Source organism: Alkalidesulfovibrio alkalitolerans DSM 16529, assembly GCF_000422245.1.
GTDB classification, from domain to species: Bacteria; Desulfobacterota; Desulfovibrionia; order Desulfovibrionales; family Desulfovibrionaceae; genus Alkalidesulfovibrio; species Alkalidesulfovibrio alkalitolerans.
Window position 1 is genome coordinate 306,782 of the sequence record NZ_ATHI01000026.1, and the last position, 23,727, is coordinate 330,508.

Genomic DNA, 23,727 nt, shown 5'->3' on the forward strand with positions numbered 1-23,727 from the left:
GAGGCTGGATTCAGGGCCGTTGCAGCCAGTCCAGGTAGTCGCGGTGGAGGCGGGCGGCTTCGGGCCCGGCCGTGGGCGACATGTACTCGGGCATGGAGAAGGCGAAGACGTCCTGCGAGACCGAGAAGTCCATGGCCAGACGCGCGGTGAGGTCGTCGATGGAGATGGGACGGGCCGCGAAGGGACGATCGCTGAGCGGCGGGCCGTCGGTCTGCTCGAATATCTCCACCACCGGCGCGAGCCTGACCCCGGAGTTTTGAAGGCCCTTGCCGAGCGCGCGCAGGTAGATCGCGGCGTCTTTGGGCCCAAGCTTGCCCGCGCCCACGCCGTCCTGGAAGAGGAGCAGGTCGAAGCCCGTGTCGCGCAAAAGGTCGCGCCAGAAGGCGGCCAGGGTCGCGGGATCGGCGAAGGCGTTGGAAAAGCCCGAGACGGCCAGGCCCTTGCCTGGCGCGAGGGGCGAGAGTTCGGCTCCGAGCAGGGAGAGGTGTTCGGCCAAAAGGGCGCGCTTTTCGCGTTCGGCAAAGGAGGCGTCGTCGATCTCCTGGGGGATGAACCAGCCAGCGAAGGCCGGATCGTGCGCCACGAGCGGCGCGAGTTCGCGCGCCGTTACGAGATGCCGCTCCCGAAGCCGGAAAAGCGAGAGGTTGAGTAGCACGGGCTCGCGCCTGATCATGCTCCACCAGTTGGGATCCTCGACCAGTCCGAGGCGGTAGGACATGCCGCGTCGTGCGCACTGGTCGGCCACGATCCGCACCAGGGGAAACACGGCCGGGCCGAGCGCCTTCGAGTCGTAGAAGGGCGTGTGCTCGTGCACGGTCCACTGCACCACCACGCTCTTTACGCCCGCTTCGGCCAGGGCCGCGAAGAGCCGTTCCCAGTGTTCGGCGGGCAATGCGGCCTGGGCGCGCAGGGGTTGCAGGAAGGTGCCATGCAGGGCTGGCGTGTCGCGGGCCGCCGCAGGGAGAACGCAGGCGGCCAGGGCAAGGGCCAGGGCGAGGATGAGGGCGCTCTTTTTCATCAGTAGGTCAACACCGTGGTCACGAAGACCCCATCGGATTTTTTGGCCGAGCCGAGGCGGTTGTAGAGTTGGCCGATGCGATACTGGGCCGTGACTTCGACGGACGAGCGCGGAGCCGAGTAGGCCGTCTCGTTGAACAGCCAGGAGAAAGTGAGGCCCGGCCCGGCCTCGTAAAGCGAGGACTTGTCGCGGTCGGGCGACCAGACTCGTGCCGCTGCGAAGACGTGCGGCCGGAAGAAGAAGCGGTCGTCGTGGTTCAGGGTCAGTCCCTGGCGCGCCTCGCCGTAGAACATGGAGCGCGAGGGCTTGTCCGTATAGTGCGCTCCTTCCACGTAGAGCAGGGTGTAGTTGTACAGCGGCTCCTTCAGGCGCACGTCGGTCCCGTCCGCCACCGAGCCCAGGACCCTGAGCAGCCAGTTGTCCTCGGCGCGTCTGCCGATTTTGAAAAGCCGCTCTACGCCCAGGTGGACGTTGTACTCGCGCAGGGGCTTGTAACGCAGGCCGATGGCCCCCTGCATGGAGCGATCGTCCATGCTCAGCGAGTCCTTTTCCAGGTTCCAGACCACCCGGGCCAGGACCTGGAACAGGCGGTCGTCGCGCAGACCGATCACGGGCGGGATGAAGGCCGCCTCGATGCCGCTGTTGGAGCGCACCACCTCGGAGCCGCCGGTGCCCGCGCCGCCGCTCTCGCCGCTGTGAAAGGTCATGAAGGCCGTGGCCGTGAAGGTCTTTTCGAGTTTGGCCACTTCCTGGCGCAGACCGTATATGTCGCGCTCAAGCTCCAGCCGCTCCGCGTCGTCACGTACCGGTTTCTTCGGGGCCGTGTCGATAGCCGTCTTGAAGCGCGTGAGCGCGGTCTCGTTCTCCCCGGCGCGGTACCAGGCGTAAGCCGCGTCCTGCCACAGGTTCAGGTAGTCGGGTTCGAGCATGAGGGCCGAGTCGAAGGCCTGGGCCGCCTCGCGGAAATATCCGGCGCGATACAGCGCGTAGCCCATGTCGCTGTGGTTTCGAGGCGTCTCGCTCAGTTCGAGCGCGCGGCCGTAAGCCGCGATGGCTTCGTCGAGCCGGGGCCTGGGATGCTTCTCGTAGGCCCGCGCCAGGCGGTGGAAGAGTTCCGGATCGGCCTGCCGCGACACGGCTTCCTCAAGATAGCGCGCCTCGTCCTCGTGCATTTCCTTGGCCCCGGCCAGAGCCGCTTTCTCGGCCAGCACCAGCGGGGCAAGGTCTGGCCGCGCGGCAGGGGAGGCCGGATCGAGCGGGTCCAGCGGATCGATATGCCCGGCCGCGTCATCGATGCGCCCGGCCAAGCGCAAGGCCCGGCCGAGCCGGAAGGCGGTCTCGTCGTCGTATCCAAGGGCCAGGGCCTTGCCGTAGGCCTCGGCCGCCTGGTCGAACTGTAGTGCCGTGTCCAGGAAAAAGCCAAGCTCAGCCCAATAGAGCCGCTGTTCGTTGCGGGGCAGGGTTTCGATGCGCGGCCCTGCCAGAAGATAGTGGTGCACGGCCAGTCCCGGCCTGCCAAGTTCCGCCTGGGAACGCCCGAGGCCGAGCCGGGCGTCGAGCGAGTCTTCTTGTTCGAGGGCCCGCGAATAGGCAAGCACGGCCTCGTCGAAACGTCGCAGGTTGTACGTGATGAGGGCGATGCCGCGCCAGGCGTTCGGGTCGCCGCCATCGAGGACCACGCTGCGGCGAAGCGCTTGGAGGGCCTCCTCATCGCGCCCCAGCCTCGCCAGGGCCTGGCCGACGCGAAGCGAGGCCTGGGCCGCCATTTCGGGCGGAAGGTCGGGGAGCGCGAGGAGGCTTTCGCCCGTGGCGATCACGGCCACGTGGTCGTGGCGCTCGATGCGGGTTTCCATGAGGCCGAGCAACAGTCCGGGCCGGGCGCGCGGATCGAGGTCGGGCGCGCTCAAGGCCTCCACGAAGGCAGCTTCCGCGCTTGCCCAGTCACGCTCTCTGGCGCGCAGATGACCAAGGCTGGCCCAGGCCGACGAGATGCGGCCCGGCTCGCCGCCCTGGTCAAGGTATTCCTCGAAAAGATCGCGCGCCATGGCAGTCTCGCCCGCTTGTACGGCGGCGGTCGCGGCCATGAACAGGCGCGGCCGGGCGTCGTCGGGATGGATGCGCGCGGCCAGGATGAAATGTTTTGCCGCCTCGGCCTGCCTGCCTTGCTTCACGAGCAGATGCCCCATGTGCTCATGGGCCAGGGCGGCTTGCGCGGGGGAGAGACCGGGCCGGGAAAGGACGTTTTGCAGTTCGGCGAGCGCGCCGGGGATATCGCCCGTGCGTTCGAGGAGCAGCGCTTCGGCCAGCGGCGGAATGCCGTTCGCGCCCAAGGCGCGCGCGGCGCGAAGCTCGTCCAGGGCTTGCGCATGAAGGCCCTCGGCGGACAGCGCCTCGGAAACGGCCAGTCGCGCCTGCTGCTCTCTTTCGGGCGCCAGCCCAAGGCTAATGGCCGAGCGGAAGTGGTCGATGGCCGGGCCGCGCTGGTCCGCGAGGATGTGGATGTAGCCCGCCTGCAGGTGCACGGACGCGTCGTCGGAGAGTGCCACGGCCCTGGCGATGGTCGCGGCCGCAGCAACGACGTCGCCGCCTTGCTGCTGGGACAGGGCCGCGGCCAGAAGCGGTTCCGGCTTGCCGGTCTCGTCGGCCGCGCGCAGGTAGGCAGCCGCGGCCTGGGAGGAAAGCCCCGCTGCCGCAAGCGCATTGCCCTGGGCCAGCAGAAGGCGGCCGCGCGTCTCGCCCGGCTCGGCCTGCTCGGCCAGTTCGGCATAGATGGACGCAGCCTCGCGGCCTTCGCGGTTCTTGACCAGCAAAACCGCCATTCGTTCCCGGTTTTCGGGAGTCGGTTCGACTTGGGTGAGGCGTCGGATGGCGTCAAGCGCCTTCACGTCCTGCCCGGCGACCACGAAGAGGTCGCTCAACGCGCGCAGGGCGGAGAGATCGCCAGGGTCGGCGTTGAGCCTGGCCGTAAGGCGCGCCTCGGCCTCTGCGAACTGGCCACTTGCCTTGAGCAGGTCGTCCACCACCATTCGCGTCTCGGGCGAAGGGTCGAGACGTTCGAGGGCTTGGGCGCGTGTGAGCGCCAGTTCGGGACGGTGCATGGCGCGGTACAACTCGATCAACGAGCGCAGGGCCTCCTTGTCGGCAGGATCCTGTTCGACAAGGGCCAGGAGTCTGCGCTCCGATTCCTCGACCAAGCCTTGGGTCCTGCCGAGTTCGGCCGCCGAGAATAGAGCCAGCCTGCGCCCGTCGCGGTCCAGGCCGGGCGTGGACGCGGCCCGCTCGTATTCCCTTCTGGCCGCGTCCAGATCGCCGAGACGTTCGAGCGACATGGCCAGCAGCAGGCGTGCCTCGGCATGGTCGGGATTCGCGCCGAGCAGGCGACGGGCGTCCTCGGTTGCTGCCTCGTGGCGGTCGAGCGCGTTCAGAAGGCGAAGCCGCATCAGTCGGGCGTCCTGATCGTCGGGCACGAGGTCCAAGTAGGTATCGAGTTCCTTCACGGCCTCGGCCCGCCTGCCCTGCTCAACCATGCGTCCGGCCATGTCCAGGTGCGGATAGGCCTTGAAGTGCAGGTATTCGCGGCGCAAAAGGCCCGGCTCACGCTGCTCCTGCTCCGGTCCGGTCCGGGACTGGGCGAGGCAGTCCGAGGCGAAGGCCACGGCAAGAAGCGCGAAGAGGACAAGAACGGCGGGGTAAGGGAACGCGCGATTTTTCGTCATGCGATTTCGCAGGGTTGGTCTTTCCTGAAGGCGAGCAGTTCCCGGACCTCCTCGGGGGTGAGCTCGCAGGCCGTGACGAGCGCTTGTCCGAGTTTCAACTGGCTTTCGCGTTGCGCTTTCAGGGCCTCGTCGAGCTGTTCCTGGCCGATGCGGCCGGTATGGACCAGGAATTCGCCGAAGCGGTGGCCGTTGGACTTGGCGAAATATTCGTCCTCGGCCGCAAGCAGATCCTGGTAGCCAAGGGCGCCCCTGGAGACCAGCACGTCGCCCAGGCGGGCATAGGCGCGGCGTTGCAGGCGCAGGGCCTCTGCAAGTTGATTCTCGGTGCAAAGATTCCTTTTCAGGGCTTCGCGGCCCGTCCAGGGGCATTGTGGCGGCACCTTGGCGTTGAGCCGTTCGTATCCCCGGCTGATGGCGAAGCTGAGGTCGCTTTTCGCGGCCAGGCACTGCGCCAGGGGACGGCTGATGGTCTCTTCTATCCCCTGCACGACTTCCATGGGCAAGGGCCGCTCCACGGCCAGTTCCAGCGCGCCGTCCTCGCGTACGGCCACGGGAAAAACGTGGTGCATCTCGGCCAGGTCGCGCGGGAGCAGCGCGACCACGTCCAAGGGAACGGCGTAGGGATCGATCTCCCTGGTGTCGATGCGAAGCTGCTGTCCGAGTACTTGCAACAACTCGTCCTCGCTCACGAAGCCAAGGTCCAGAAGAGCCCGGCCCAGGGGCTTGCCCGTGCGCCGTTGCTCCTCCAGCGCCTTGTCGAGCTGGCCGACGCTGACGAAGCGCTTGTCGAGCAGGAGGTCGCCGAGCTTGCGGCGGTAGGCCGTGAGTTCCTCTTCCGAGGGGAAGACGTGGGCGGTCTTGTCCCAGGCCACGATCTTGCCCGTGATCAGGTAGCGGACGTAGAGCCGGATGGCGCGGACCGTGGCGAAGAAATTGATGACGTTGCCCCAGACGAGGTGGGGCAGGGCGAAGAGGGCGTTGAACGGTCCGTAGGCGCGGTTGACGAAGGACATGCGCATGAGCACGCGCCACAGCAAAAAGCCCATGTTCATGAGGATCATGTACCAGACCCAGGAATCCTTCTGGACCAGGGGTGGATAGCGGTAGGCGTCGGGGTTCATCTCCTGGTAGGCCCACATGAGGATCAAGGGCACGGCCAGGACGTTGGCGCTCATGCTGATGAGGTTCGTGAGCAGGGCCTTTCTGTCGCGAAAGAGCATGTAGCGGGTCCAGATCGACCCTTTCCAGCCGAGCCTGGCCCAGCCCTGCAGGGCGATGCCGAGCACCCAGCGGCTTTTTTGGCGCACCGCCGTGCTGAAGGTTTGGGGAAAGAATTCGCGGATGACGATGTATTCGCGCACCGTGCGGGTGCGGGTCTTGCCGGTCAGCCAGCTTTTGGTCGAACTTTTGCGCTCGATGGCGTGACGCACGAAGACCTGCTTGAGGTCGTACTTCTGTAGCCGCATGCCGATGTCGTAGTCCTCGGTCAACGAGTCCACGTTGAAAAGCTGGTGCTGATTGTCCGTGGCCAGTGAGTCCAGGGCCAGGCGGCTGTAGCCGGTGCCCACGCCCGCCGAGGGGATGGCCCCGGACAGTATCTCGCGCACGGTCATGTCGCGGGCGTGGTTCTCGGCGAATTCGTCCAGGTAGTGGCCGGCCGTGAATTTGTACCACGGCGTGGGCATGGGGAAGACCGGAAGCTGGACCATGTCCATGCGCGGGATGAGGTAGTTGAAGAGCCGAAGCGTCAGGGGGTGGATGATGTCCTCCGAGTCCTCCATGACGAAGACTTCGAAGCGGATGTCGTGCTCCTTTTCGTAGAGCTTGATGCCCTCGTAGACCCAGTTCAGGCAGTCTGCCTTGTTGGTCGGCCCGTCCTTGGGGCAGACGATGCGCGAGACCTTGCCGAACTCCTCGCGGGCGAGTTCCACCTCGCGCTGCGTGGCCTGGTCGTTCGGGTAGGTGCCAACGAAGATGTGATAGTTCGAATAGTTGAGCGTTCGTATGGTGTTGCTGAGCATGCGCCGGATCACGGCGGACTCGTCCCAGCAGGGGATCATGATCGCGATGGGCTGCTCCGGCTTGGCCAGTAGCTGCTCTTCGGTCAGGCGTTTGTGCTTCGAATAGACGAAGGCGCGGCGGTAGACGAGCCGCGCGGCGTACACGAAATCGATGAAGAGCTCGTCGAAACCGCTGATGATGAAGATGATGCTCAAGGCGACGAGCGCGTATTTGGCGAAGATCAGGAAATAGATGAGAATGTCTTCAAACATCGTGCGAAGATCCGGGGTCGAATTCGTCGTGGGGTTCGAGGAGCGGGGTCGCGCCAGTCGCGAAGCGCGCAAGGCCCGTGATGATGCGGCGCGCGGCCTGGCCGTCGCCATAGGGGTTCTTGGCCCTGCTCATGGCCGCATAAGCCGTCTCGTCGTCCAAAAGGCGCAGGGTTTCGCGCACGATGCGCGTGCGATCGGTGCCCACGAGCAGAGCCAGACCCTGCCTGGATGCCTCGGGCCGCTCGGTGACCGAGCGCAAAACCAGGACCGGGCGTCCGAAGGTCGGGGCCTCTTCCTGCACGCCGCCCGAGTCGGTGAGGATCAGGCGGCTTTGCCGCATGAGCCTGACGAACGCGCCGTAGTCCAGCGGGTCGCACAGGACCACGCCCGGCACGTCGCCGAGGATGGCGTGGGCCGGGCCGCGTACGTTGGGGTTCAGGTGCACGGGATAGACGAGCAGCGTGTCGGGTCTGGCCGTTGCGATGTCGCGCAGGGCGAGGAAGACGTTCTCCATCTCCCGGCCGAACGACTCGCGGCGGTGCGTGGTGACCAGGATCGGCGTGCGGCCCGCGAGCAGGGTCTCGTCAAAGGGCAGCGGCGCGCTGGCCGCGCGGCCGGAGGCGTCGAGCAGGCGCAGGGCGTCGACCACGGTGTTGCCGGTGACGGCGGTGCGGGCACGGTCCACGCCCTCGGCGAGCAGGTTGTCGCGCGCGCCTTTCGTGGGAGCGAAGTGCAGGCTGCTCAGGACCCCGGCTAGGCGGCGGTTGGCTTCCTCGGGGTATGGGTTGGCCATGTCGCGGCTGCGAAGGCCGGCCTCCACGTGGGCCACGGGGACGCGGGCATAGAAGGCGGCCAGCGAGGCGGCGAAGACCGTGGTCGTGTCGCCCTGGACCACGAGCACGTCGGGCCGTACCTCGGCAAGGGCCGTTTCCATGCCCAACAGCGCGCGCGAGGTGAGCCCCGCCAGTCCCTGGTCGGGCCGCATGACGTCGAGGTCCAGGTCCGGCTCGATGGCGAAGAGCGCAAGCACCTGGTCGAGCATCTGGCGATGCTGGGCCGTGGATATGACCGTGAGGCGGAAAAGGTCGCCGCGGTCCCTCAGTTCGTGAACGACCGGCGCGAGCTTGACCGCCTCGGGACGCGTCCCGAGGGCGATTGCAACGTGAACGAGTTTTTTCATGAATGGCGAATACGACGAAAGACCTGAGCAGGCCGGACCGTGTCGCGCGGCCGCGTCTTTGCGTCGTCCCCTCTCCCTGCCACAACCCATTAAAATACTTTCAGGCGCTTGTAAAATAATTCGTTCCGGGCGGTTGAAAAAAACATCCGGCACGTCGGCGTGAAAATTTCGGATCGTCGCGCCTTGCAAGGGCCCGGGAAGGTGCTTTGCGCTCCGGATAATAATTGCTGGCCCTTGGCGCTTGCGTATCGTATGAAAAAGTCAAGGATGATTCGCCATGCCCGAGCCGCGCCTGACAGAGCTTCGCAAGTTCATCGCGCCCGAGTTCGTCTTCGGACCCGGCGCATCCGCGCTTACGGCCCGTTACGCCAGAAATTTCCATGCGAGCCGCGTGCTGCTCGTCTCCGATCCCGGCGTGATGGAGGCCGGATGGACGGAACAGGTGGCCGAGAGCCTGCGCGCCGCGGGCGTGACTCCGGTGCTCTTCGCCGACGTCTCGCCCAACCCGCGCGACCATGAGGTCATGCGCGGTGCGGATATTTATGCCGCGGAGGGCTGCGAGGCCATCGTGGCCGTGGGCGGCGGCAGCCCCATGGACTGCGCCAAGGCCATCGGCGTGGCCCAGGCCAACGGCGCGCACGTCCTCTCCTTCGAGGGAGTGGACAATGTGCCCGAGCCCGGTCCGCCCCTGATCTGTCTGCCCACCACCTCGGGCAGCGCGGCCGAGGTCTCGCAATTCTCCATCATCACCGACACCGGGCGATCGGTGAAGATCGCCATCGTCAGCAAGACCATGATCCCGGACGTGGCGCTCATCGACCCGGTGCTGACCACGACCATGGACGCGCACCTCACGGCCTGCACCGGGCTCGACGCCCTGACGCACGCCGTGGAAGCCTACGTCTCCAACGCCCATTTCGCCATCACGGACCAGTTCGCCCTTTCGGCCATCCGTCGCATCGCCGGGAACCTGCTGTCGGCCATCCGCTCGCCCGGCGACATCGAGGCCCGTTCGCAGATGCTCCTGGCGAGCCTTGAGGCCGGGCTGGCCTTTTCCAACGCCATCCTGGGCGCGGTACACGCCATGGCCCACAGCCTGGGTGGTCTTTTGGACCTGCCGCACGGCGAGGTCAACGCGCTGCTCCTGCCGTACGTGGCCGACTACAACTTCGATGCATGCCCTAAGCGCTACCGCGACGTCGCGACGGCTCTGGGCGTCGACGAGGCCGGGCTTTCCGACACGCAGACGCGGCGTGCGCTTTTCGATGGCCTAGTGCGGCTCAAGAACGCGGCGGGCATAACGAGCACGCTCGGGCAACTCGGCGTGGACGAGAACGATCTGGCCGGGCTGGCGCGAAATGCCGCCCGCGACCCCTGCCTGCTGACGAACCCCAAGAGCGCGGGCGAGGACGACCTGAGGCGGCTGTATGCGCAGGCGCTCTAGCTCCAAGACCGGCTACGCCGAATGGGGCTTTGGCTCCAGGGAGCCGCTTCCGGCCGAAAACGGTATCGACGAGCAGCGGCTGCGGCTGATTGGGCTTGGCGAGCGCTCGTTCCAGAAGAGCTATTTTCCGGAACTCAAGAAAAGGCTGGTGGAACTGGAGCGTTTCCGGGCGCTCCTCGACCGCGCAAGCGACCTCATATTCCTCGTGGACGGCGAGGACGGCCGCATCGAGGACGCCAACGTCAGCGCCCTGGCGCGGCTGGGACGCACCCAGGCCGGGCTTCGGCGCATGCGGCTCTCGGACTTCTCGGAACTGGACATGGCGACCTGTCTGGCCGGGGAGGCGCCAGCCGACCGTCGCTTGGAAACGGTCTTCACCACCGCCGCGGGCGAGCGCTTTCCCGTGGAGGTCAGCGCAAGTTCCATGCTCGTGGCCGGTGAGCGGCAATGCGTGCTCGTGGCCCGCGACATCACCGAACGCAAGGCCGCCGAGGACAAGCTGCACCTGTCGCTGCGCGAGAAGGAGACCCTGCTCAAGGAAATCCACCACCGGGTCAAGAACAACTTGCAAGTGGTCTCAAGCCTCTTGCATCTCCAGATGAACGAGTTGCGCGAGTGCGCGGGCATGGAGGCGCTGCGCGAGAGCGCCGCCAGGATCAGCACCATGGCCCTGGTGCACGAGCAGATCTATCGTTCGCCCAACCTCGCGAGCATCAACCTGGGAGATTACCTGGAAAAGCTTCTGGTGCGGCTGGTGCGCGGGTTCGCGGGCCAATGCTCCGTGGCCCACGAAGTGCGCGTTCCGGCCCTCGGTCTCGACGTGGAGAAGGCCGTGCCGCTCGGACTGATCGTCAACGAGGCCGTGACCAACGCCCTTAAGCACGGCATGGCCGGACGCGAGGCCGGGCGCATAGATATCTTCGCTGAGGAGACCGCCGAGGGGGCGGTGATCGAGGTGCGCGACGACGGCCCCGGATTTCCGCCGGGCATCGACCTGCCTTCGGGCCGCACGCTCGGTATCCAACTCATAACCGGACTCGCCCGGCAACTCGACGGGAACGTGACCTTCGTCAACACGCCCGGCGCCACGGTGCGCCTCGGCTTCCCCCTCGAAAAGGCATAGCGTCCTTCAGACCTCGCGCGCCGTCAGGAAGCGCACCTGCGGCCAGTCCTCCACGGCTTTTTCCAGCCGCCATTCGCTGGCGAAGGTCATGGCCGGATGCCCGTCCGCGTCCGTGACCATGGACGAGGCGTACTCCCGCTCCAGGCGCGCGAAGGCGTCCTTGTCGTCGCTGTCGATCCAGCGCACGGCCGCGATGCCCATGGGTTCGAGCAGAACGTCCACGTCGTATTCGGCGGCCAGCCGCGCGGCGATGACGTCGAACTGGAGCACGCCCACCGCGCCGAGCACCAGGTCGCGGCCCGAGGCAGGGCGAAAGAGCTGGATCGCGCCTTCCTCGGTGAGTTGCGAGAGGCCCTTGTCGAGTTGCTTGGCCTTGAAGGGGTTCTTCAGGACCACGCGGCGGAAGTTTTCCGGCGCGAAATGCGGGATGCCCAGGAAGCGCAGCGGCTCCTTGCCGCACAGGGTGTCGCCGATGCGCAGCGCCCCGTGGTTGGGGATGCCGATGATGTCGCCCGGCCAGGCCTCTTCCACGCCCGCGCGGTCCTGGGCCATGAAGATGATGGCGTTGTGCAGCAGCATGTCCTTGCCGGTGCGCTGGTGACGGGCCTTCATGCCCCGGTTGAAGCGGCCCGAGCAGACGCGCAGGAAGGCGATGCGGTCGCGGTGCGCGGGGTCCATGTTCGCCTGGATCTTGAAGACCACGCCGGAGAACTGCTCCTCCAGGGGCGAGACCTCGCGCGTTTCGGCCTTGCGGGGCATGGGCGCGGGCGCGTGGCGCAAGAACGCCTCCAGAAGCTCGCGCACGCCGAAGTTGTTCACCGCGCTGCCGAAGAAGACCGGAGTCTGCTCGCCCGACAGGTAGCGCTTCTCGTCGAAGGGGTAGCCCGCGCCTTCGAGCAGTTCGATCTCGGTGCGCAACTCGGCCGCCGCCTGCGCGCCCAGGTGTTCGTCGAGCGTGGGGTCGTCGATGCCCTTCACGACCACGGCCTCCTTGGGCCGCGTGCTCTTGCCGCCCTGGGCGTCGAAGAAGCGGATCAGGTTGTTGCGCAGGTCGAACACACCTTGGAAAAGCTTGCCCATGCCGATGGGCCAGGTCATGGGCGCGCACTCGATGCTCAGGCTCTGCTCGATGTCGTCGAGGAGTTCGAAAGGCGTACGGCCGTCGCGGTCCAGCTTGTTGATGAAGGTCATGATGGGCGTGTCGCGCATGCGGCACACGTCCATGAGCTTCTTGGTCTGCGTCTCCACGCCCTTCACGCTGTCGATGACCATCAGGGCCGAGTCCACGGCCGTGAGCACGCGGTAGGTGTCCTCGGAGAAGTCCTGGTGGCCCGGCGTGTCGAGCAGGTTCACTTCGTAGCCGTCGTACTCGAATTTCATGACCGAGGAGGTCACGGAGATGCCACGCTCCTTCTCGATGGTCATCCAGTCGGAGGTGGCGTGGCGCGCGGCCTTCTTGGCCTTGATGGAGCCCGCCATGTGAATCGCGCCGCCGAACAGCAGGAGCTTTTCCGTGAGCGTGGTTTTGCCCGCGTCGGGGTGGCTGATGATGCCGAAGGTGCGGCGGCGCTCCACCTCGCGCTTGAGCTGGGCCGCGAGAGCTTTGTCTGACATGTCGTTATCCGCCGGTCGGGCCGGCTCGCGTTCGTTTCGTTTTCCCAGTCTTCCGCCGGGCGGCGGATGCGGGAAGAGGGGGTTTGGAATATGTCGTGGGCGGCGGATACCTACAGGACGCGCGCCGCGGGGTCAACCATAGGGGCTTATTCGGCGCAGTCCACGCACCGCCGGGCCTCGGGCATGGCCAGCAGGCGCGGCAGGGGAATCTCCTCGCCGCATTCGTCGCACAGGCCGAAATCCGGCGAATCCACGGCCACCAGGGCGCGCTGCAGCCGGGACAGCCGCGTCTTGGCCTCGGCCAAGACGCGGCCGGAAAGGGCCTGGTTGGCGATAGCGTCCATGCGCGAGAGGCGGCCGATGGGCTCGTCGAGGGAGACCGGTTTGGCGTTGTCCTCAAGCCCGTTTATCTGCGCCTGCAACTCGGCGATGGCTTCCTCGATGCGACGGCGTATCTGGCGGCGCTTGGCGTCGTCCATGTGTTCGTGCTCCGGTCAGGCGTTTGGAGCCCAGCGTGCCGCCGCGCCGCCTCGCTGGGAGACGGCGCGGCGGCGTGAATGCGCGCGGGCGTGAAGATGGACAACCTAGCGCGTTGAGACGCGAAAGGCAAAGGAGGCGGCTACAGGGCCTCCTGCCCGATCGCCTGGCCGTCCTTGATCCTGATGACCAACTCGGCCTCGCGGGCGATGTCGTTGTTGTGGGTGACGATGACGACGGTCTTCCCCTCCTTGTGAAGCCTGCGAATGGTGTCCAGCACGTCCGCCTCTGACGCGGAGTCGAGGTTGCCCGTGGGCTCGTCCATGAGCAGCAGCGGCGGGTCGTTGGCCAGGGCCCGCGCAATGGCCACGCGCTGCTGCTGCCCGCCGGACAGCTCCGACGGCCTGGCCAGTTGCTTGTCCGCCAGTCCGACCAGCGACAAGAGTTCCGCCGCCCGCTCTCCGTGCTCCTTTTGCGGCCTGCCCGCGAGCATCATGGCGAGCTCCACGTTCTCGCCCGCGCCAAGACCCGGCATCAGATTGAAGAACTGGAAGACGAAGCCGATCTTTTCTGCCCGCAGACGCGCGAGACGGCTGCCGCCTAGGCGGGTGATGTCCGCGCCGTCGATGAGGATGCGCCCTTTGCTGGGCCGGTCCAGGCCGCCGATGAGGTGCATGAGGGTGCTCTTGCCGTGGCCGGAGGGGCCGACGATGCAGGTGAAGGAGCCGCGCGGGATGGCGATGTCCACCCCCCGCAGGGCGTGGGTCGTCACGCTGCCGCCGTTGTAGGTCTTGAACACGCTTTCCGTTCTGACGATGGCGTCATGCATGGCTGATGGCCTCCACGGGAGAGAGTCTTGACGCCCGCCACGCCGGGTAGAGGCCCGAGGCGAGGGAGATGGCGACCGAGAAGAGGATGACGCCGAGGGCCGTGGTCATGTCCGGCATCAACACGGCGTCGCTGCCTTTGACGAAGGAGGTGAAGGCGTTTTGCGACACGAGGGGGGCGACGAAGGCCGAGAGGAGCAGCCCCCCGGCGAGCCCCAGGACGCCGCCGAAAAGGCCGTAGAGGCCCGACTCCAGCAGGAAGAGGGAGAATATCGTCCGCTGTCCCGCGCCCAGCGCCTGCAGAATGCCTATCTCCCGTTTCCGCTCGTAGGCGGCCGTCATCATTGTATTGATGATCCCGAAGGCCGAGGCGAGCACCGCGACCGCCGCGATGAGCTGCAACGTGACGTTCACCGTGCCGACGATGGAGAGGACCGAGGTGAGCATCTGCTTGTCCGTGACCACGCCCAGGTTGACGGCGTCCCGGATGCGCTGGGCGTATTCGTCCATCCGGGCGAGGTCGTCGAGCCTGACCGCGACGTAGGAGACGTTGCCGCCGACATTGAAGAGGGTCTGGGCCGTGGGCAGGGTGAGGAACAGGCTCAGGTCGTCCCTGTTGCCGGTCTCCTTGAGCACCCCCCGCACCAGGAGGCGCTCGCCCCGGACGGTCACTTCGCCGCCCGGCTGAAGCCCGAACTGGTCGGCCAGGGCCGAGCCGACGACGACCGTCTTGTCGTCCGGCGCGGCGAAGTACTCTCCGCGCTCCATGGTCCAGCCCTTGTGCGCGCGCGTAACCTCGGCCACGATCCCGGTCACGGGCACGGGGCGGTTCTGGATGGCGGTCTTGGCCGTGAAGAACGGCAGGACCGTCATGCCTTCGATGGCCCTGAGCGTCTCGACTTCCTCGGCGGTGATCGTCGTGGGCAGTTGCTCGCCGGTGAGGATGGAGACCTGCTCGTAGGCGCACGATCCCTTGGGCGTCACCACCAGATTGGCCCCCAGGGCCGTGGACTCCCGTTCGATCTCGTTTTTCAGGCTGCCGCCCAGGGCCAGGAAGGTGACCAGCGAGGCGATGCCCAGAAAGATGCCGGACAAGGTGAATATGAAGCGCCCTTTTCGGTGCGTCACGTTGCGCAGGATGAGTGTCGATATGTTCATGCTACATTCCGATGTTGTGGTTTCTCAGGATCTTGACCGTCTCTGCGACGAAGATGACCCCCCGCCCTTCCTGCGTGAACCTGCCGCTGACGACGACCTCGTCGCCCACGGCGGGCGTGCTCCCTTGATACGATACGGGGAGGTAGAACTTGCTGCAGTCTGGGGTGGTGCATTGCAGCTCCGATTTGTCCATGATGCCGAAGAGACTGGGGTCTTCCTGCGACACGACGGCCATGATGCCCGTGACCGTGATGACCCCTGTGTAGGCGAGGGGATCGGGCGCCACGTCGTTGACGTTCAGCGCCTTGGTGTCGCCGGTTCCGGTGAAGACCAAGGCGGAGGCGAACAGGAGTATCCCGGCGGCGACGATGAGGTATTGCTTTTTCATGGTGTCTCCAGTGGCGGTATCGCGGTGTGCGCCATGCGCGTGCTTTGGCCTGCCCGGTTGTTCCGCGCATGGGGCCGGGCGGCAGCCGCCGGACGCGCGCTGGCGCGGTCCTGCGAATGGCGGCGCTGCTCTGCGCGGCGCGGCAGTCATTTGCGAAATACGGCGGCGTATTTCGCGGACGTCACACTAGGAGAGATGAGGCGGGGGAGGGATGGGCGGACCCAGGATGAACTCTTCGTAATGGCGTGCCGGACTGGGGGGCAAGAGGGAACCCGGACCGCTCAGGGTCGCGGCCTGCTCCGCCTGGACCAGGAACTGGAAGTGGCAGGCGCACTGCTCGCAGGTGCTGTCGTCGCTGCAGCAGTCCTTGCCCGGCGCGGGGTCGGCGGGCCCGAAGAGAAGGGCGGACGATCCGTCGCCGAAAGCGGCGGAGACCGTGACGTTTGCGTGGTGGCCGGGCTTCAGGTGCGGAAAATCGAGCCCCATCCCCGCTGTCCAGACGCACAGCGCAAGAGTGAGAATCGCCGCGATGGCGCTGAAGTGCTTGACGGCAACCATGCCGGGTCAATGTCGTCTGTGACCGTGTTTGTCAAGCTGGCGCGGCCGGGTCGCCGGGGGCGAAGCGGTTGGCGGCGATGCCGAGGACGCGGCCGCGCGCGGGCTACTGTATCTCGATCAGCCCGGTGCGGGTCAGCGTCGTCTTGCCGCGCGTGGCCGGGCCCTCCAGCAGGAGCCACACAGCCGCCTGCTCGATGTAGGGCGTCTCGGCCGAGATGCCGTCCACGGGCAAAATGATGGTCATGCCGCGCTGGGCCGCGCCCGTGGCCGTGTGCAGCACCGCGCCGTGCGCGGCCGTGCCGGTCACGATGACCGTGGTGACGCCCCTGGCATTGAGTTCGTCTTCGAGCACGGTGTTGCGGAACTTGTCCACGCTGGAGCCGACCACGGGCTCGCCGGGCAGCGGCGTGGCCTGGGGCAGGATGGATTCGCGCGTGCCCCGGCTGGTCAGGCTGTGCAGCACGGGCATGCCAGCGGCGCGCGCCCTGGCCATGAGGCTCGCGATGGCGGGCACGGATTCCAGGCAGCGCGGCCTGCGCTCGGCGTTGCAGGTCAGCTCCTCGATGTCCAGGACGAGCAGGGCGGTGTCCTTGGGGCTCACGGTCACGGCCGAGAGTTCGGGCGCGGCCGGGGGCATGGTGGAGCCCCATTCCTGGATGATGTCGGCCGCCTTTGCGGGCGCGGCCAGGGGCATCATGGCCAGGGCCATTATGGCCAGACACGCAGCCGCGCCTGCGGCCCTGCATGCGGCCAGACACGCAGCCGGAAGAACGGCGCGAAGGGAAGGAATGTGGGACAGCGTGCTCATGGCGGACCTCCGGTGGCTTTGGGGCAAGCGGCCCCGATTGCCGTCCGCATACCACGCCGCCGCCCTTGGGGGCCAGCGAAATCGTCCCGCGCCAGGCATTGGCCGTGGACGCTTTGCGCGAGGTGCCCTGGCGCTTCTTGCGCGGCCTGCGGAGAGGATTTCTCTTGACACCTCGGGATGAACCCGCTAGGGACCATCTTCCGGTGCGCGAGCGCCGCCATGCGTCCCCATCGTCTAGTGGCCTAGGACACCGGCCTCTCACGCCGGGAACAGGGGTTCAAACCCCCTTGGGGACGCCAACTTTCGAGCCAGCCTTTCGGGGCTGGCTCTTTCTTTTTGCCGTCTGCGCGGTTCCTGCCGTGGCCGCCGTCTGCCCCGGACCTGCGGGCATGAATGGCGGGTGGGCAATATCTCTGCTGCGCGGAGCTTTGGAGGTGCACTGGTTGCGCAGATCGGCCCGAAGACACCCTGTGGCGGAGCGACGCCGGATTTTTGAGTCGCACTTTCCAATTTTTCTCTTGCATTTTCCCTTGCCCGTGGCAGGTTATACAGAGAAAAATTTTCATCGCCTGCCATCTATCAGGATGCTTTTGCCGCGCTGGCGCGACGCATCAACACGGAACGATTGACGGACAAGGCGTTGAAGCTCGTTCATAAATTTTTCTCACTGCCTTGAAAATGTTGGAGCATTTCTGGTTGACGTGAAATCCTGCTTTCAGTTTTGAACCGGGCTCTGCTCTTCTTCCGCCCGCTCGCCCGTGATGGGTCTGCGCGCACGCTGCCTCCTCCCGCCCTGTTCAGCCGATGTCGTCCAGCGCCGCGAAAAGCGGCGTGCACCGATACGTCCACAAAGGAGGCCTTGACATGAGAACCGATGCGCCACGACCAATCCGTCTGCTGCTGGCGGCCCTGGCCGCTCTCCTGATCGGCGTTCTGGGGGCAGGCGCGGCCGTAATGGCCGAGGAACGGCCGTCGAGCTATTCGCCGGTCGTGATCACGGAAGACTTCGCGTCCGCCATGGCGCGCATGAAGGCGGCCAAAGCCGGGGTGATGAAACGGCAGGCCGATCTGCTGAGTCAGCGCTACGACCTGTCCGACCGGCCGGTCCAGGGGTTGACCATGTCCGGCGGCAAGCCCGTCCAGGGCGGGGTGCGGGTGAAGCTGCCGCGCGGCATGACCTGGGAGGCGCTGGCCGCGATGGACCCCGACGAGATCCGCGAGAAGGATCTGTTCCCCGCCGGGTTCTATCCCCTGCCGCATCCCAACCATCCCGAGGGCGGCATGCTCTTCCCCAAGTTCCACATCGACGAGATCAAGAAGCAGGAAGCCCGCGACCTGACCCGCTTCGATCTCGATTTCGACCTGCCGGACCATCTTCTGCCGGAATTCCCGGCTCCCATCTTCCTCACCACCAGGCCGGACCTCGGCGACGTCTCGCGCGGGAAGGTGGTGACCATCGACAACTTCTACGAACTGTTCAACGGCATCCTGAACCCGAAGCAGCTCGAAGGGCTGCGCCTGCTGGTGACGCCCTTCCCTCAGCAGCAATTCAACCAGACCGAGGACCGGCGTTCCGAGCGCCCGAGCCGGGGCGTGACCTGTTTCGACTGCCACGTCAACGGGCACACCAACGCGGCCACGCACCTGGTGGGCGACATCCGGCCCCAGGAGTTCCGCCACCGGCTGGACACCCCTACGCTTCGCGGGGTGAACATCCAGCGGCTGTTCGGTTCGCAGCGCGCCCTGAAGAGCGTCGAGGATTTCACCGAATTCGAGCAGCGCGCGGCCTATTTCGACGGCGATCCGGTGATCGCGACCAAGAAGGGCGTGAACATCCTCGAACGCGGCAGCCAGGTCCATTTCATGGCCGAGTTCCAGGCGCTTCTGGACTTCCCGCCCGCGCCCAAGCTGGGCGTGGACGGCCTGCTCGATCCGAGGAGGAGCACCGAGGCCGAACTGCGCGGGCAGGAGCTGTTCTTCGGCAAGGCCAAGTGCGGGCCGTGTCACCCCGCGCCGTATTACACCGACAACCTGATGCACAACATGCGGGCCGAGCGGTTCTACACGCCGCGCCTCATCAACGGCCGCATGGCCAGCGCCGACGGGCCGATCAAGACCTTCCCGCTGCGCGGCATCAAGGATTCGCCGCCGTACCTGCACGACGGAAGGCTTTTGACCCTTGAGGACACCGTGGAGTTCTTCAACCTGATGATGGAGACGAAGCTCACGGAGCAGGAGAAGGCTGATCTGGTGGCTTTCATGCGCCAGCTTTAGCAGGCCGCCCCGATAGCGCCATCCGGGGCATGCCGCGAAAAATCCAAGCCCGCGCGTAGGCGAACTGCGCGTCGGGCTTGGATTTGTTGTGCACCTTGCATCTGGCCCCTTTAGTCGCCGCCGCATCCGCCGGTGGTGGCTGGACCCCCGGCTGGCGCGGCGGGCGTGCTCTGCCGGGCGGAGCAGCCGCAGGGGGCGGCGGCCGCGGACGCCAGGGCCTGGGGGTTGTCCAGGGCCTCGTGGAAGTAGCCGGCGGTTTCAGCGGAAAGCTGGATGCACTTGTCCATGTTTTCCTGCGGGCCGAGCGCCATCAGCACTGAGCCGCAGGCCGTGCAGCCGTGCTCGGCTTCGAAGCGGCGGCGCACCCCGGCGGCCAAGGCCGCCACGTCGTCCCATCGTTCGTCGCCGCTACGGCGGCCCCGCAGATAGCCCAGGGCGATGAACCCGCCCGAGAGCGCGCCGCACAACTCGACCTTGCTGCGGCCCGCGCCCGCGCCAAAGGCCGTGCCCAGCCGCGTGACGCCTTCGACCTCCAGCCCCCGGCCTGCCAGCACCGCCGCCAGCACCGACTCCGCACAGTTCAGCCCGCTGCGAAACAAGGCTGCGGCCCGCTGCTCAACGTCCTGTCTCTCCATGTGCATCGCTCCCTGTTTGCGCCGGGCCAGCCGGTTGCGGCCCGATCCGGCGAATTGTATTGATCTGTTTTTGCGTTTATGCATGGCGAACGATCGGGTCCAGCGAATATATCCGAAGGGGTCGATCGGGATTTCCGAACACTCTGGTCGCATACAGGAGGCCTGGATGGAACTGCGCGATGTGCGAACCTTCGCGGCCGTGGCGCGGCACCTGAGCTTTCACCGGGCGGCGCAGGAGGTGCACGTGGCGCAGTCCACGGTCTCCGCGCGCATCGCCGCCCTGGAGGACGAATTGCAGGTCCGCCTGTTCGAGCGCCTGGGCCGACGGGTAGCCCTCACCGAGGCCGGGGAAAGGCTGCGGCAGTTTGCGGTCAAGCTCCTGGACCTGGAAGACGAGGCCCGGGCCTGGGTGGCCGGGGCCTCCGAGGCACGCGGGGCCTTGACCATCCGGGTGCCGGAGTCGCTCTGCGCCTGGCGCATGGGCGGGTTGATCCGCCGGTATCGGGAGCGGTTTCCGCACCTGCAACTGCGCTTCACTTCCTGCACCGTGGACGGATTGGAGAAGGATCTGCGCCAGGGCGTGACGGACTTGGCCTTTCTCATGGCCGACAGCGTCCGGGCCGGGGATATGGTGGTGGAAGCCCTGGGTGTGGAGCCCCTGGTGCTGGTGGCCGGGGCAGGGCATCGGCTGGCGCTGGGCGGTCCGTGCACGGTGGATGCCTTGGCCGACGAAACCCTGGTGCTTTCCTCGGCGGATTGCGCCTATCGCAAGCCCTTCGAGCAACTGCTGGCCGAAGCCGGGGTGCATCCGGCGGCCAGCCTGGAATTCTCCAGCGCCGCGGCCCTGCGCGGTTGCCTGGCAGGCGGGCTGGGGGTGAGCATCCTGCCGGCCCTGGCCGTGCGGGACGACGTGGCCGCCGGCCGTCTGGCCCTGCTGCCGTGGGCTGGGCCGGTCCTGGAGACGGCGGTGCTCATGCTGCACCACCGGGACAAATGGCTTTCCCCGCCGCTGGCCGCCTTCATGGACCTGATGCGCCAGGAACTCATGGCCGGGGCTGCGCCCGCGTCGCCCATCCTTCTGGAACCCGCCGTAGCGCGGGAACAACGGGAACGAGCAGGCGGGAAGGGCGCTGGCTGCTGCGCACCGGGCGCATGATACGATTTACCGTGTTGTTCGCGCCTTTTGCTCGTTGCGCGGGAGATCTTGTCGAGAACGCGAAGCAGAATGCTTTGCACAGCAGGTGACAGACTACGTAAACATCATGGAACATGAGTATCTATAATTATTGTCTGTCATCCAGCTTGTTTGTGAAATATCCTCTGAGATAGGCATATGCCCAGCAGCAATGCACGAGGAAAAGAACTAGATATGCAGATGAGATTGATGTTGCATGTCTGTATGTATAGCTCCTTGTCCAGAACAGGAAAATCGCTGCTATGAAGAACAGTGATCGTGTGAGCACTATCGTTGGGATGCTCTTTGATATAAAGAAATCAAGATATTTCAGTCCAACGCGCGGTGAATTCCTGGCTACCTTGAGGTAAACAATCAGAATTGTTTCAACTATGAATGACGTAAAAGCAACATAATTCAGGATGATATACGAAGTCATTTCCTTTCCCATGAAGCCCCCTTGCATTCATACATCTTCTCTGGAAGGAGGAGGGGGCGCGCCCCCTCCTCCTGGTGTGTCAGCGTCGATTTCTCGTTCTTTTGCCGATCCGTGCCAAGTCACTGCCGAGTTCGCGCATCTCTCCTGGAAGATTGTTGAAATCGTCGTATACGTCGAGGTATTTCTTGTTTGAGGCAATAGCATCTATTCCTGCTCTAGCCATCCCGCCAATCTGAGGAACCGTTCTCGCGATTTTGCTGGCTCTACCCATCGCGGTAGCAGTCAGAACATCCTCGGCGATTCTGCCCCCCGCATACACTGCAACCTTTCCCGCCATCTTGAAGCCCTTGGCCGCGCCTTCGTGCAGGTCTTCGTTGCCCGTGACCGTGTCCCAGGCGCGGCGGGCGGCCGTGCCGATGCCGTCGGCCGTGCGGTCAATGGCGGCAGCAACGCCAGGGGCCTGTCTGCGAGAGGAAGGGGCGGCAGGCGCGACGGACTGCGATGGTGCGGCGCTTTGCTTCTCGTGCAGGCGGCGGGCCTCGTGCGCGGCGGCGCCGGGGGCGCGGGCCAGGGCGGAGCCAGCCGCCGAAGCGGCGGTCGGTTGGGCGCGCGGCGGCAGGCCCAGGGCCTCGCGAAAGAGGGCGTCGCTCTCCGGCTTGACCTTGCCTTGGTCGTAGAGGCGCTGCAGCGTGCCACGGTTGCCGAAGGTCACGCCCATCGCGTCTTCGGTGGAATATTCTTCGTCCTTCAGGTGCTCCATGAGCAGATGGCCGTCCGGCACGTGCTCTCGCCGCACCTGCTCGAACGCTTCGCGGATGAAGTCGCCGGTGCTCATGGCCTGCCCGCTGCCGTGGCGTCTCCTGCCGTGCGCGGCGTCCGTGCCGTTCCGATTCGAGGTAAACATGGCGCCCTCTCCTTTTTCAGGTTTGTCGATACCGGTCAACACCGTGTTGACCGGCGGATGCCCGGATGCGGTGCGGCACGCCGCTGATACACCGTATTCTCTGAAATAGAACATTGTTGGCTCTTGCTCGCCCCAAAAGGCGTTTGCACTTATATTCTCTGCGCAACGAGTAGTCAACAGAATGGTTCTGTCGTATAGAATTTTGGAGCCGGGGCGGTATCAAGGGCTCACCGCCGTACCTGCACGACGGAAGGCTCCTGACCCTTGAGGACACCGTGGAGTTCTTCAACCTGATGATGGAGACGAAGCTCACGGAGCAGGAGAAGGCCGATCTGGCGGCTTTCATGCGCCAGCAGATGCCTCGACAAGGCGAAGCGCGTTTGTCGCGCGCCGTGCGCGGGGGGCTTCGGGCTTATTCGCAGTGCGCGAGGAGGACGTCCTCGCAGCGCGAGAGGGTGATGAGCGTGATTTCGGACGGCACGCCGAGCCGCACCGGAAAGCCCGCCCAGAGCCCCGTGCCGTTGGAGACGTGCAGTCGCATGGTCTCGACGGTGTAATACCCGCTGACGTAGCCGCCGTGGAACCGCGCCGAGATGGATTGCAAGGGCAGGATCTGCCCGCCGTGCGTGTGGCCGGAAAGCTGCAGGTCGATGTCGTGGATCGGCGCGTCCTTGGCGTCATACGGCTGGTGCGCGAGCAAAAGCCTGAATCCGTCCGCGTCTTTTCGCGGCGCGCCATCGAGCGCCTTGTCCAGGTCAGGGGCCTCGCCCTGCCAACTGCCGAGCCCGAAGCGGTCCGCCAACCCGGCCACGGTCATGCGCGCGTCGTCAACGTCGATGACCGTATGGCGATTGTAGAGCACGTTCAGCCCGAGCCGCTCGAAGATTTCCAGCCACAGGTCCACGCCGTGGATGTATTCGTGGTTGCCCGCCACCACGTGGACGCCGTAAGGCGCGGCAAGGCGTGCGAGCGGCTCTACGTCGCCGCGCACGACGGCGGGCGGGGCGTCGATCACGTCGCCCGAGAGGGCGATCAGATCCGGCCGCGCGGCCAGCGTGCGATCGACCACCTGATCGACCCATTCGCGCCCGAAGAGCGGGCCGATGTGCAGGTCGGCCAAGTGCGCGATGCGAAATCCCTCAAGCGCGGGCGGCAGGTTGGGAAACCGAAGCGTGACTTCCACCACCGGCGGCACGCGCACGGCCTGATGCACGCCAACGGCGGCGAGCGCGAGACTGGCCGCGAGCAGCACGGCGCAACGCGCAAGGGACGGCAGCCTGACGCCCGCGATGCGCAGGATGAGCCCCGCGATGTCCGTGGCCAGCGCCAGGGCGAAGGCCAGGACGACCGCGGCGTGCAGCCAGGCCGCGACGAGGAAGACGCCGTCCGGCAGAACCAGTCCGAACTGGCGCTGCACGATGAACCTGTTGGCCACGAGCACCACGGCCGCGCAGACGAGCAGCCGCTTGCCCAGGCTGATCGGCAGCGGCACGATCAGCCGCAGGCACACGTACAGCGCCAGGGAACTCATGACGGCTGTGAAAATGGGTATGAACATCTACACCGCCTTCGGATCGCCTGCCAGTCACGTCATGATCGGCGAGTGCGCCGGAGCGGGGAGCGGGCGGGGTCGCCGTTCGGCTTGCCCAGGCGTTTTCGCAGGACCGGTCAATATCTGACGCGCGGTTGGCGCGCGTCAAGGGCAGGATAACCCCGC

At 66.0% G+C, this 23,727-nt stretch carries 18 protein-coding genes and 1 tRNA gene; 5 read left to right on the forward strand and 14 right to left on the reverse strand.

Translation table 11 applies throughout. The annotated features are described in order from the left end of the window. Positions 1 to 10 precede the first annotated feature (10 nt). From DSAT_RS08905 to wecB, 4 genes are read right to left on the reverse strand one after another with little or no spacing between them, the layout of a single operon-like run. Complete coding sequence (locus tag DSAT_RS08905; RefSeq protein ID WP_020887169.1) at positions 11 to 1,018, reverse strand: DUF4434 domain-containing protein; 1,008 nt, start codon at positions 1,016 to 1,018, stop codon at positions 11 to 13. Further along, positions 1,018 to 4,734, reverse strand: a complete 3,717-nt coding sequence (locus tag DSAT_RS08910) for a tetratricopeptide repeat protein (protein ID WP_020887170.1) — start codon at positions 4,732 to 4,734, stop codon at positions 1,018 to 1,020. Before DSAT_RS08910 ends, DSAT_RS08905 begins: the two co-directional genes overlap by 1 nt. After that, on the reverse strand, positions 4,731 to 7,007 hold the full coding sequence (locus tag DSAT_RS08915) for a glycosyl transferase family protein (RefSeq protein ID WP_020887171.1): 2,277 nt from the start codon (positions 7,005 to 7,007) through the stop codon (positions 4,731 to 4,733). The genes DSAT_RS08910 and DSAT_RS08915 overlap by 4 nt, the downstream gene beginning before the upstream one ends. Continuing rightward, entirely contained in the window at positions 7,000 to 8,187 is a 1,188-nt protein-coding gene (gene wecB / locus DSAT_RS08920) for a non-hydrolyzing UDP-N-acetylglucosamine 2-epimerase (RefSeq protein ID WP_020887172.1), read from the reverse strand. The genes DSAT_RS08915 and wecB overlap by 8 nt, the downstream gene beginning before the upstream one ends. A 277-nt stretch (positions 8,188 to 8,464) precedes the next feature. On the opposite strand from wecB, the gene ercA reads away from it, so the two are divergent. Both ercA and DSAT_RS08930 read left to right on the forward strand, forming a co-directional pair. Then, positions 8,465 to 9,631, forward strand: coding sequence for an alcohol dehydrogenase-like regulatory protein ErcA (gene ercA, locus DSAT_RS08925; protein WP_020887173.1), 1,167 nt, complete (start codon positions 8,465 to 8,467; stop codon positions 9,629 to 9,631). Then, complete coding sequence (locus tag DSAT_RS08930; RefSeq protein WP_020887174.1) at positions 9,615 to 10,754, forward strand: sensor histidine kinase; 1,140 nt, start codon at positions 9,615 to 9,617, stop codon at positions 10,752 to 10,754. The genes ercA and DSAT_RS08930 overlap by 17 nt, the downstream gene beginning before the upstream one ends. A 6-nt stretch (positions 10,755 to 10,760) precedes the next feature. Here DSAT_RS08930 and DSAT_RS08935 read toward each other — a convergent pair whose 3' ends face one another. The 7 genes from DSAT_RS08935 to DSAT_RS08965 all read right to left on the reverse strand — a co-directional run bounded on the left by DSAT_RS08935 (position 10,761) and on the right by DSAT_RS08965 (position 16,584). Continuing rightward, on the reverse strand, positions 10,761 to 12,368 hold the full coding sequence (locus DSAT_RS08935; RefSeq protein WP_020887175.1) for a peptide chain release factor 3: 1,608 nt from the start codon (positions 12,366 to 12,368) through the stop codon (positions 10,761 to 10,763). A gap of 146 nt (positions 12,369 to 12,514) precedes the next feature. After that, complete coding sequence (locus tag DSAT_RS08940) at positions 12,515 to 12,847, reverse strand: TraR/DksA family transcriptional regulator (protein WP_020887176.1); 333 nt, start codon at positions 12,845 to 12,847, stop codon at positions 12,515 to 12,517. Between the two features lie 140 nt (positions 12,848 to 12,987). Then, entirely contained in the window at positions 12,988 to 13,674 is a 687-nt protein-coding gene (locus tag DSAT_RS08945) for an ABC transporter ATP-binding protein (protein ID WP_020887177.1), read from the reverse strand. Beyond that, positions 13,667 to 14,830 carry an ABC transporter permease gene (locus DSAT_RS08950; protein ID WP_020887178.1) on the reverse strand — a complete coding sequence of 388 codons (1,164 nt, stop codon included), beginning with the start codon at positions 14,828 to 14,830 and terminating at the stop codon, positions 13,667 to 13,669. The genes DSAT_RS08945 and DSAT_RS08950 overlap by 8 nt, the downstream gene beginning before the upstream one ends. A 1-nt stretch (position 14,831) precedes the next feature. Continuing rightward, on the reverse strand, positions 14,832 to 15,218 hold the full coding sequence (locus tag DSAT_RS08955; RefSeq protein WP_020887179.1) for a hypothetical protein: 387 nt from the start codon (positions 15,216 to 15,218) through the stop codon (positions 14,832 to 14,834). A gap of 186 nt (positions 15,219 to 15,404) precedes the next feature. Then, positions 15,405 to 15,776 carry a hypothetical protein gene (locus tag DSAT_RS08960; protein ID WP_020887180.1) on the reverse strand — a complete coding sequence of 124 codons (372 nt, stop codon included), beginning with the start codon at positions 15,774 to 15,776 and terminating at the stop codon, positions 15,405 to 15,407. Between the two features lie 103 nt (positions 15,777 to 15,879). After that, positions 15,880 to 16,584: a cysteine hydrolase family protein gene (locus DSAT_RS08965; protein WP_020887181.1), complete on the reverse strand. Its 705-nt coding sequence runs from the start codon at positions 16,582 to 16,584 to the stop codon at positions 15,880 to 15,882. A 223-nt stretch (positions 16,585 to 16,807) separates the two neighbouring features. On the opposite strand from DSAT_RS08965, the gene DSAT_RS08970 reads away from it, so the two are divergent. Both DSAT_RS08970 and DSAT_RS08975 read left to right on the forward strand, forming a co-directional pair. Next, positions 16,808 to 16,883, forward strand: a tRNA-Glu gene (locus tag DSAT_RS08970). Between the two features lie 565 nt (positions 16,884 to 17,448). After that, positions 17,449 to 18,858 (forward strand): cytochrome c Hsc, encoded by a 1,410-nt coding sequence (locus DSAT_RS08975; RefSeq protein ID WP_020887182.1) that lies wholly within the window; start codon positions 17,449 to 17,451, stop codon positions 18,856 to 18,858. A 110-nt stretch (positions 18,859 to 18,968) separates the two neighbouring features. Here the strand turns inward: DSAT_RS08975 and DSAT_RS08980 are convergent, their stop codons facing one another. Then, complete coding sequence (locus DSAT_RS08980; RefSeq protein ID WP_020887183.1) at positions 18,969 to 19,493, reverse strand: C-GCAxxG-C-C family protein; 525 nt, start codon at positions 19,491 to 19,493, stop codon at positions 18,969 to 18,971. A gap of 166 nt (positions 19,494 to 19,659) precedes the next feature. On the opposite strand from DSAT_RS08980, the gene DSAT_RS08985 reads away from it, so the two are divergent. Continuing rightward, positions 19,660 to 20,649 carry a LysR family transcriptional regulator gene (locus DSAT_RS08985; protein ID WP_020887184.1) on the forward strand — a complete coding sequence of 330 codons (990 nt, stop codon included), beginning with the start codon at positions 19,660 to 19,662 and terminating at the stop codon, positions 20,647 to 20,649. 536 nt (positions 20,650 to 21,185) lie between these two features. Here the strand turns inward: DSAT_RS08985 and DSAT_RS08990 are convergent. Continuing rightward, positions 21,186 to 22,124: a hypothetical protein gene (locus DSAT_RS08990; RefSeq protein WP_152490273.1), complete on the reverse strand. Its 939-nt coding sequence runs from the start codon at positions 22,122 to 22,124 to the stop codon at positions 21,186 to 21,188. A gap of 298 nt (positions 22,125 to 22,422) precedes the next feature. Then, on the reverse strand, positions 22,423 to 23,568 hold the full coding sequence (locus DSAT_RS08995) for a metallophosphoesterase (RefSeq protein ID WP_020887186.1): 1,146 nt from the start codon (positions 23,566 to 23,568) through the stop codon (positions 22,423 to 22,425). Positions 23,569 to 23,727: the final 159 nt, after the last annotated feature.

Excerpts from the sequence above, each read along its gene's own strand:
- DSAT_RS08905 (WP_020887169.1), bottom strand. The coding sequence starts at position 1,018 with ATGAAAAAGAGCGCCCTCATCCTCGCCCTGGCCCTTGCCCTGGCCGCC.
- DSAT_RS08910 (WP_020887170.1), bottom strand. The coding sequence starts at position 4,734 with ATGACGAAAAATCGCGCGTTCCCTTACCCCGCCGTTCTTGTCCTCTTC.
- DSAT_RS08915 (WP_020887171.1), bottom strand. The coding sequence starts at position 7,007 with ATGTTTGAAGACATTCTCATCTATTTCCTGATCTTCGCCAAATACGCG.
- wecB (WP_020887172.1), bottom strand. The coding sequence starts at position 8,187 with ATGAAAAAACTCGTTCACGTTGCAATCGCCCTCGGGACGCGTCCCGAG.
- ercA (WP_020887173.1), top strand. The coding sequence starts at position 8,465 with ATGCCCGAGCCGCGCCTGACAGAGCTTCGCAAGTTCATCGCGCCCGAG.
- DSAT_RS08930 (WP_020887174.1), top strand. The coding sequence starts at position 9,615 with ATGCGCAGGCGCTCTAGCTCCAAGACCGGCTACGCCGAATGGGGCTTT.
- DSAT_RS08935 (WP_020887175.1), bottom strand. The coding sequence starts at position 12,368 with ATGTCAGACAAAGCTCTCGCGGCCCAGCTCAAGCGCGAGGTGGAGCGC.
- DSAT_RS08940 (WP_020887176.1), bottom strand. The coding sequence starts at position 12,847 with ATGGACGACGCCAAGCGCCGCCAGATACGCCGTCGCATCGAGGAAGCC.
- DSAT_RS08945 (WP_020887177.1), bottom strand. The coding sequence starts at position 13,674 with ATGCATGACGCCATCGTCAGAACGGAAAGCGTGTTCAAGACCTACAAC.
- DSAT_RS08950 (WP_020887178.1), bottom strand. The coding sequence starts at position 14,830 with ATGAACATATCGACACTCATCCTGCGCAACGTGACGCACCGAAAAGGG.
- DSAT_RS08955 (WP_020887179.1), bottom strand. The coding sequence starts at position 15,218 with ATGAAAAAGCAATACCTCATCGTCGCCGCCGGGATACTCCTGTTCGCC.
- DSAT_RS08960 (WP_020887180.1), bottom strand. The coding sequence starts at position 15,776 with ATGGTTGCCGTCAAGCACTTCAGCGCCATCGCGGCGATTCTCACTCTT.
- DSAT_RS08965 (WP_020887181.1), bottom strand. The coding sequence starts at position 16,584 with ATGAGCACGCTGTCCCACATTCCTTCCCTTCGCGCCGTTCTTCCGGCT.
- DSAT_RS08975 (WP_020887182.1), top strand. The coding sequence starts at position 17,449 with ATGAGAACCGATGCGCCACGACCAATCCGTCTGCTGCTGGCGGCCCTG.
- DSAT_RS08980 (WP_020887183.1), bottom strand. The coding sequence starts at position 19,493 with ATGGAGAGACAGGACGTTGAGCAGCGGGCCGCAGCCTTGTTTCGCAGC.
- DSAT_RS08985 (WP_020887184.1), top strand. The coding sequence starts at position 19,660 with ATGGAACTGCGCGATGTGCGAACCTTCGCGGCCGTGGCGCGGCACCTG.
- DSAT_RS08990 (WP_152490273.1), bottom strand. The coding sequence starts at position 22,124 with ATGTTCTATTTCAGAGAATACGGTGTATCAGCGGCGTGCCGCACCGCA.
- DSAT_RS08995 (WP_020887186.1), bottom strand. The coding sequence starts at position 23,568 with ATGTTCATACCCATTTTCACAGCCGTCATGAGTTCCCTGGCGCTGTAC.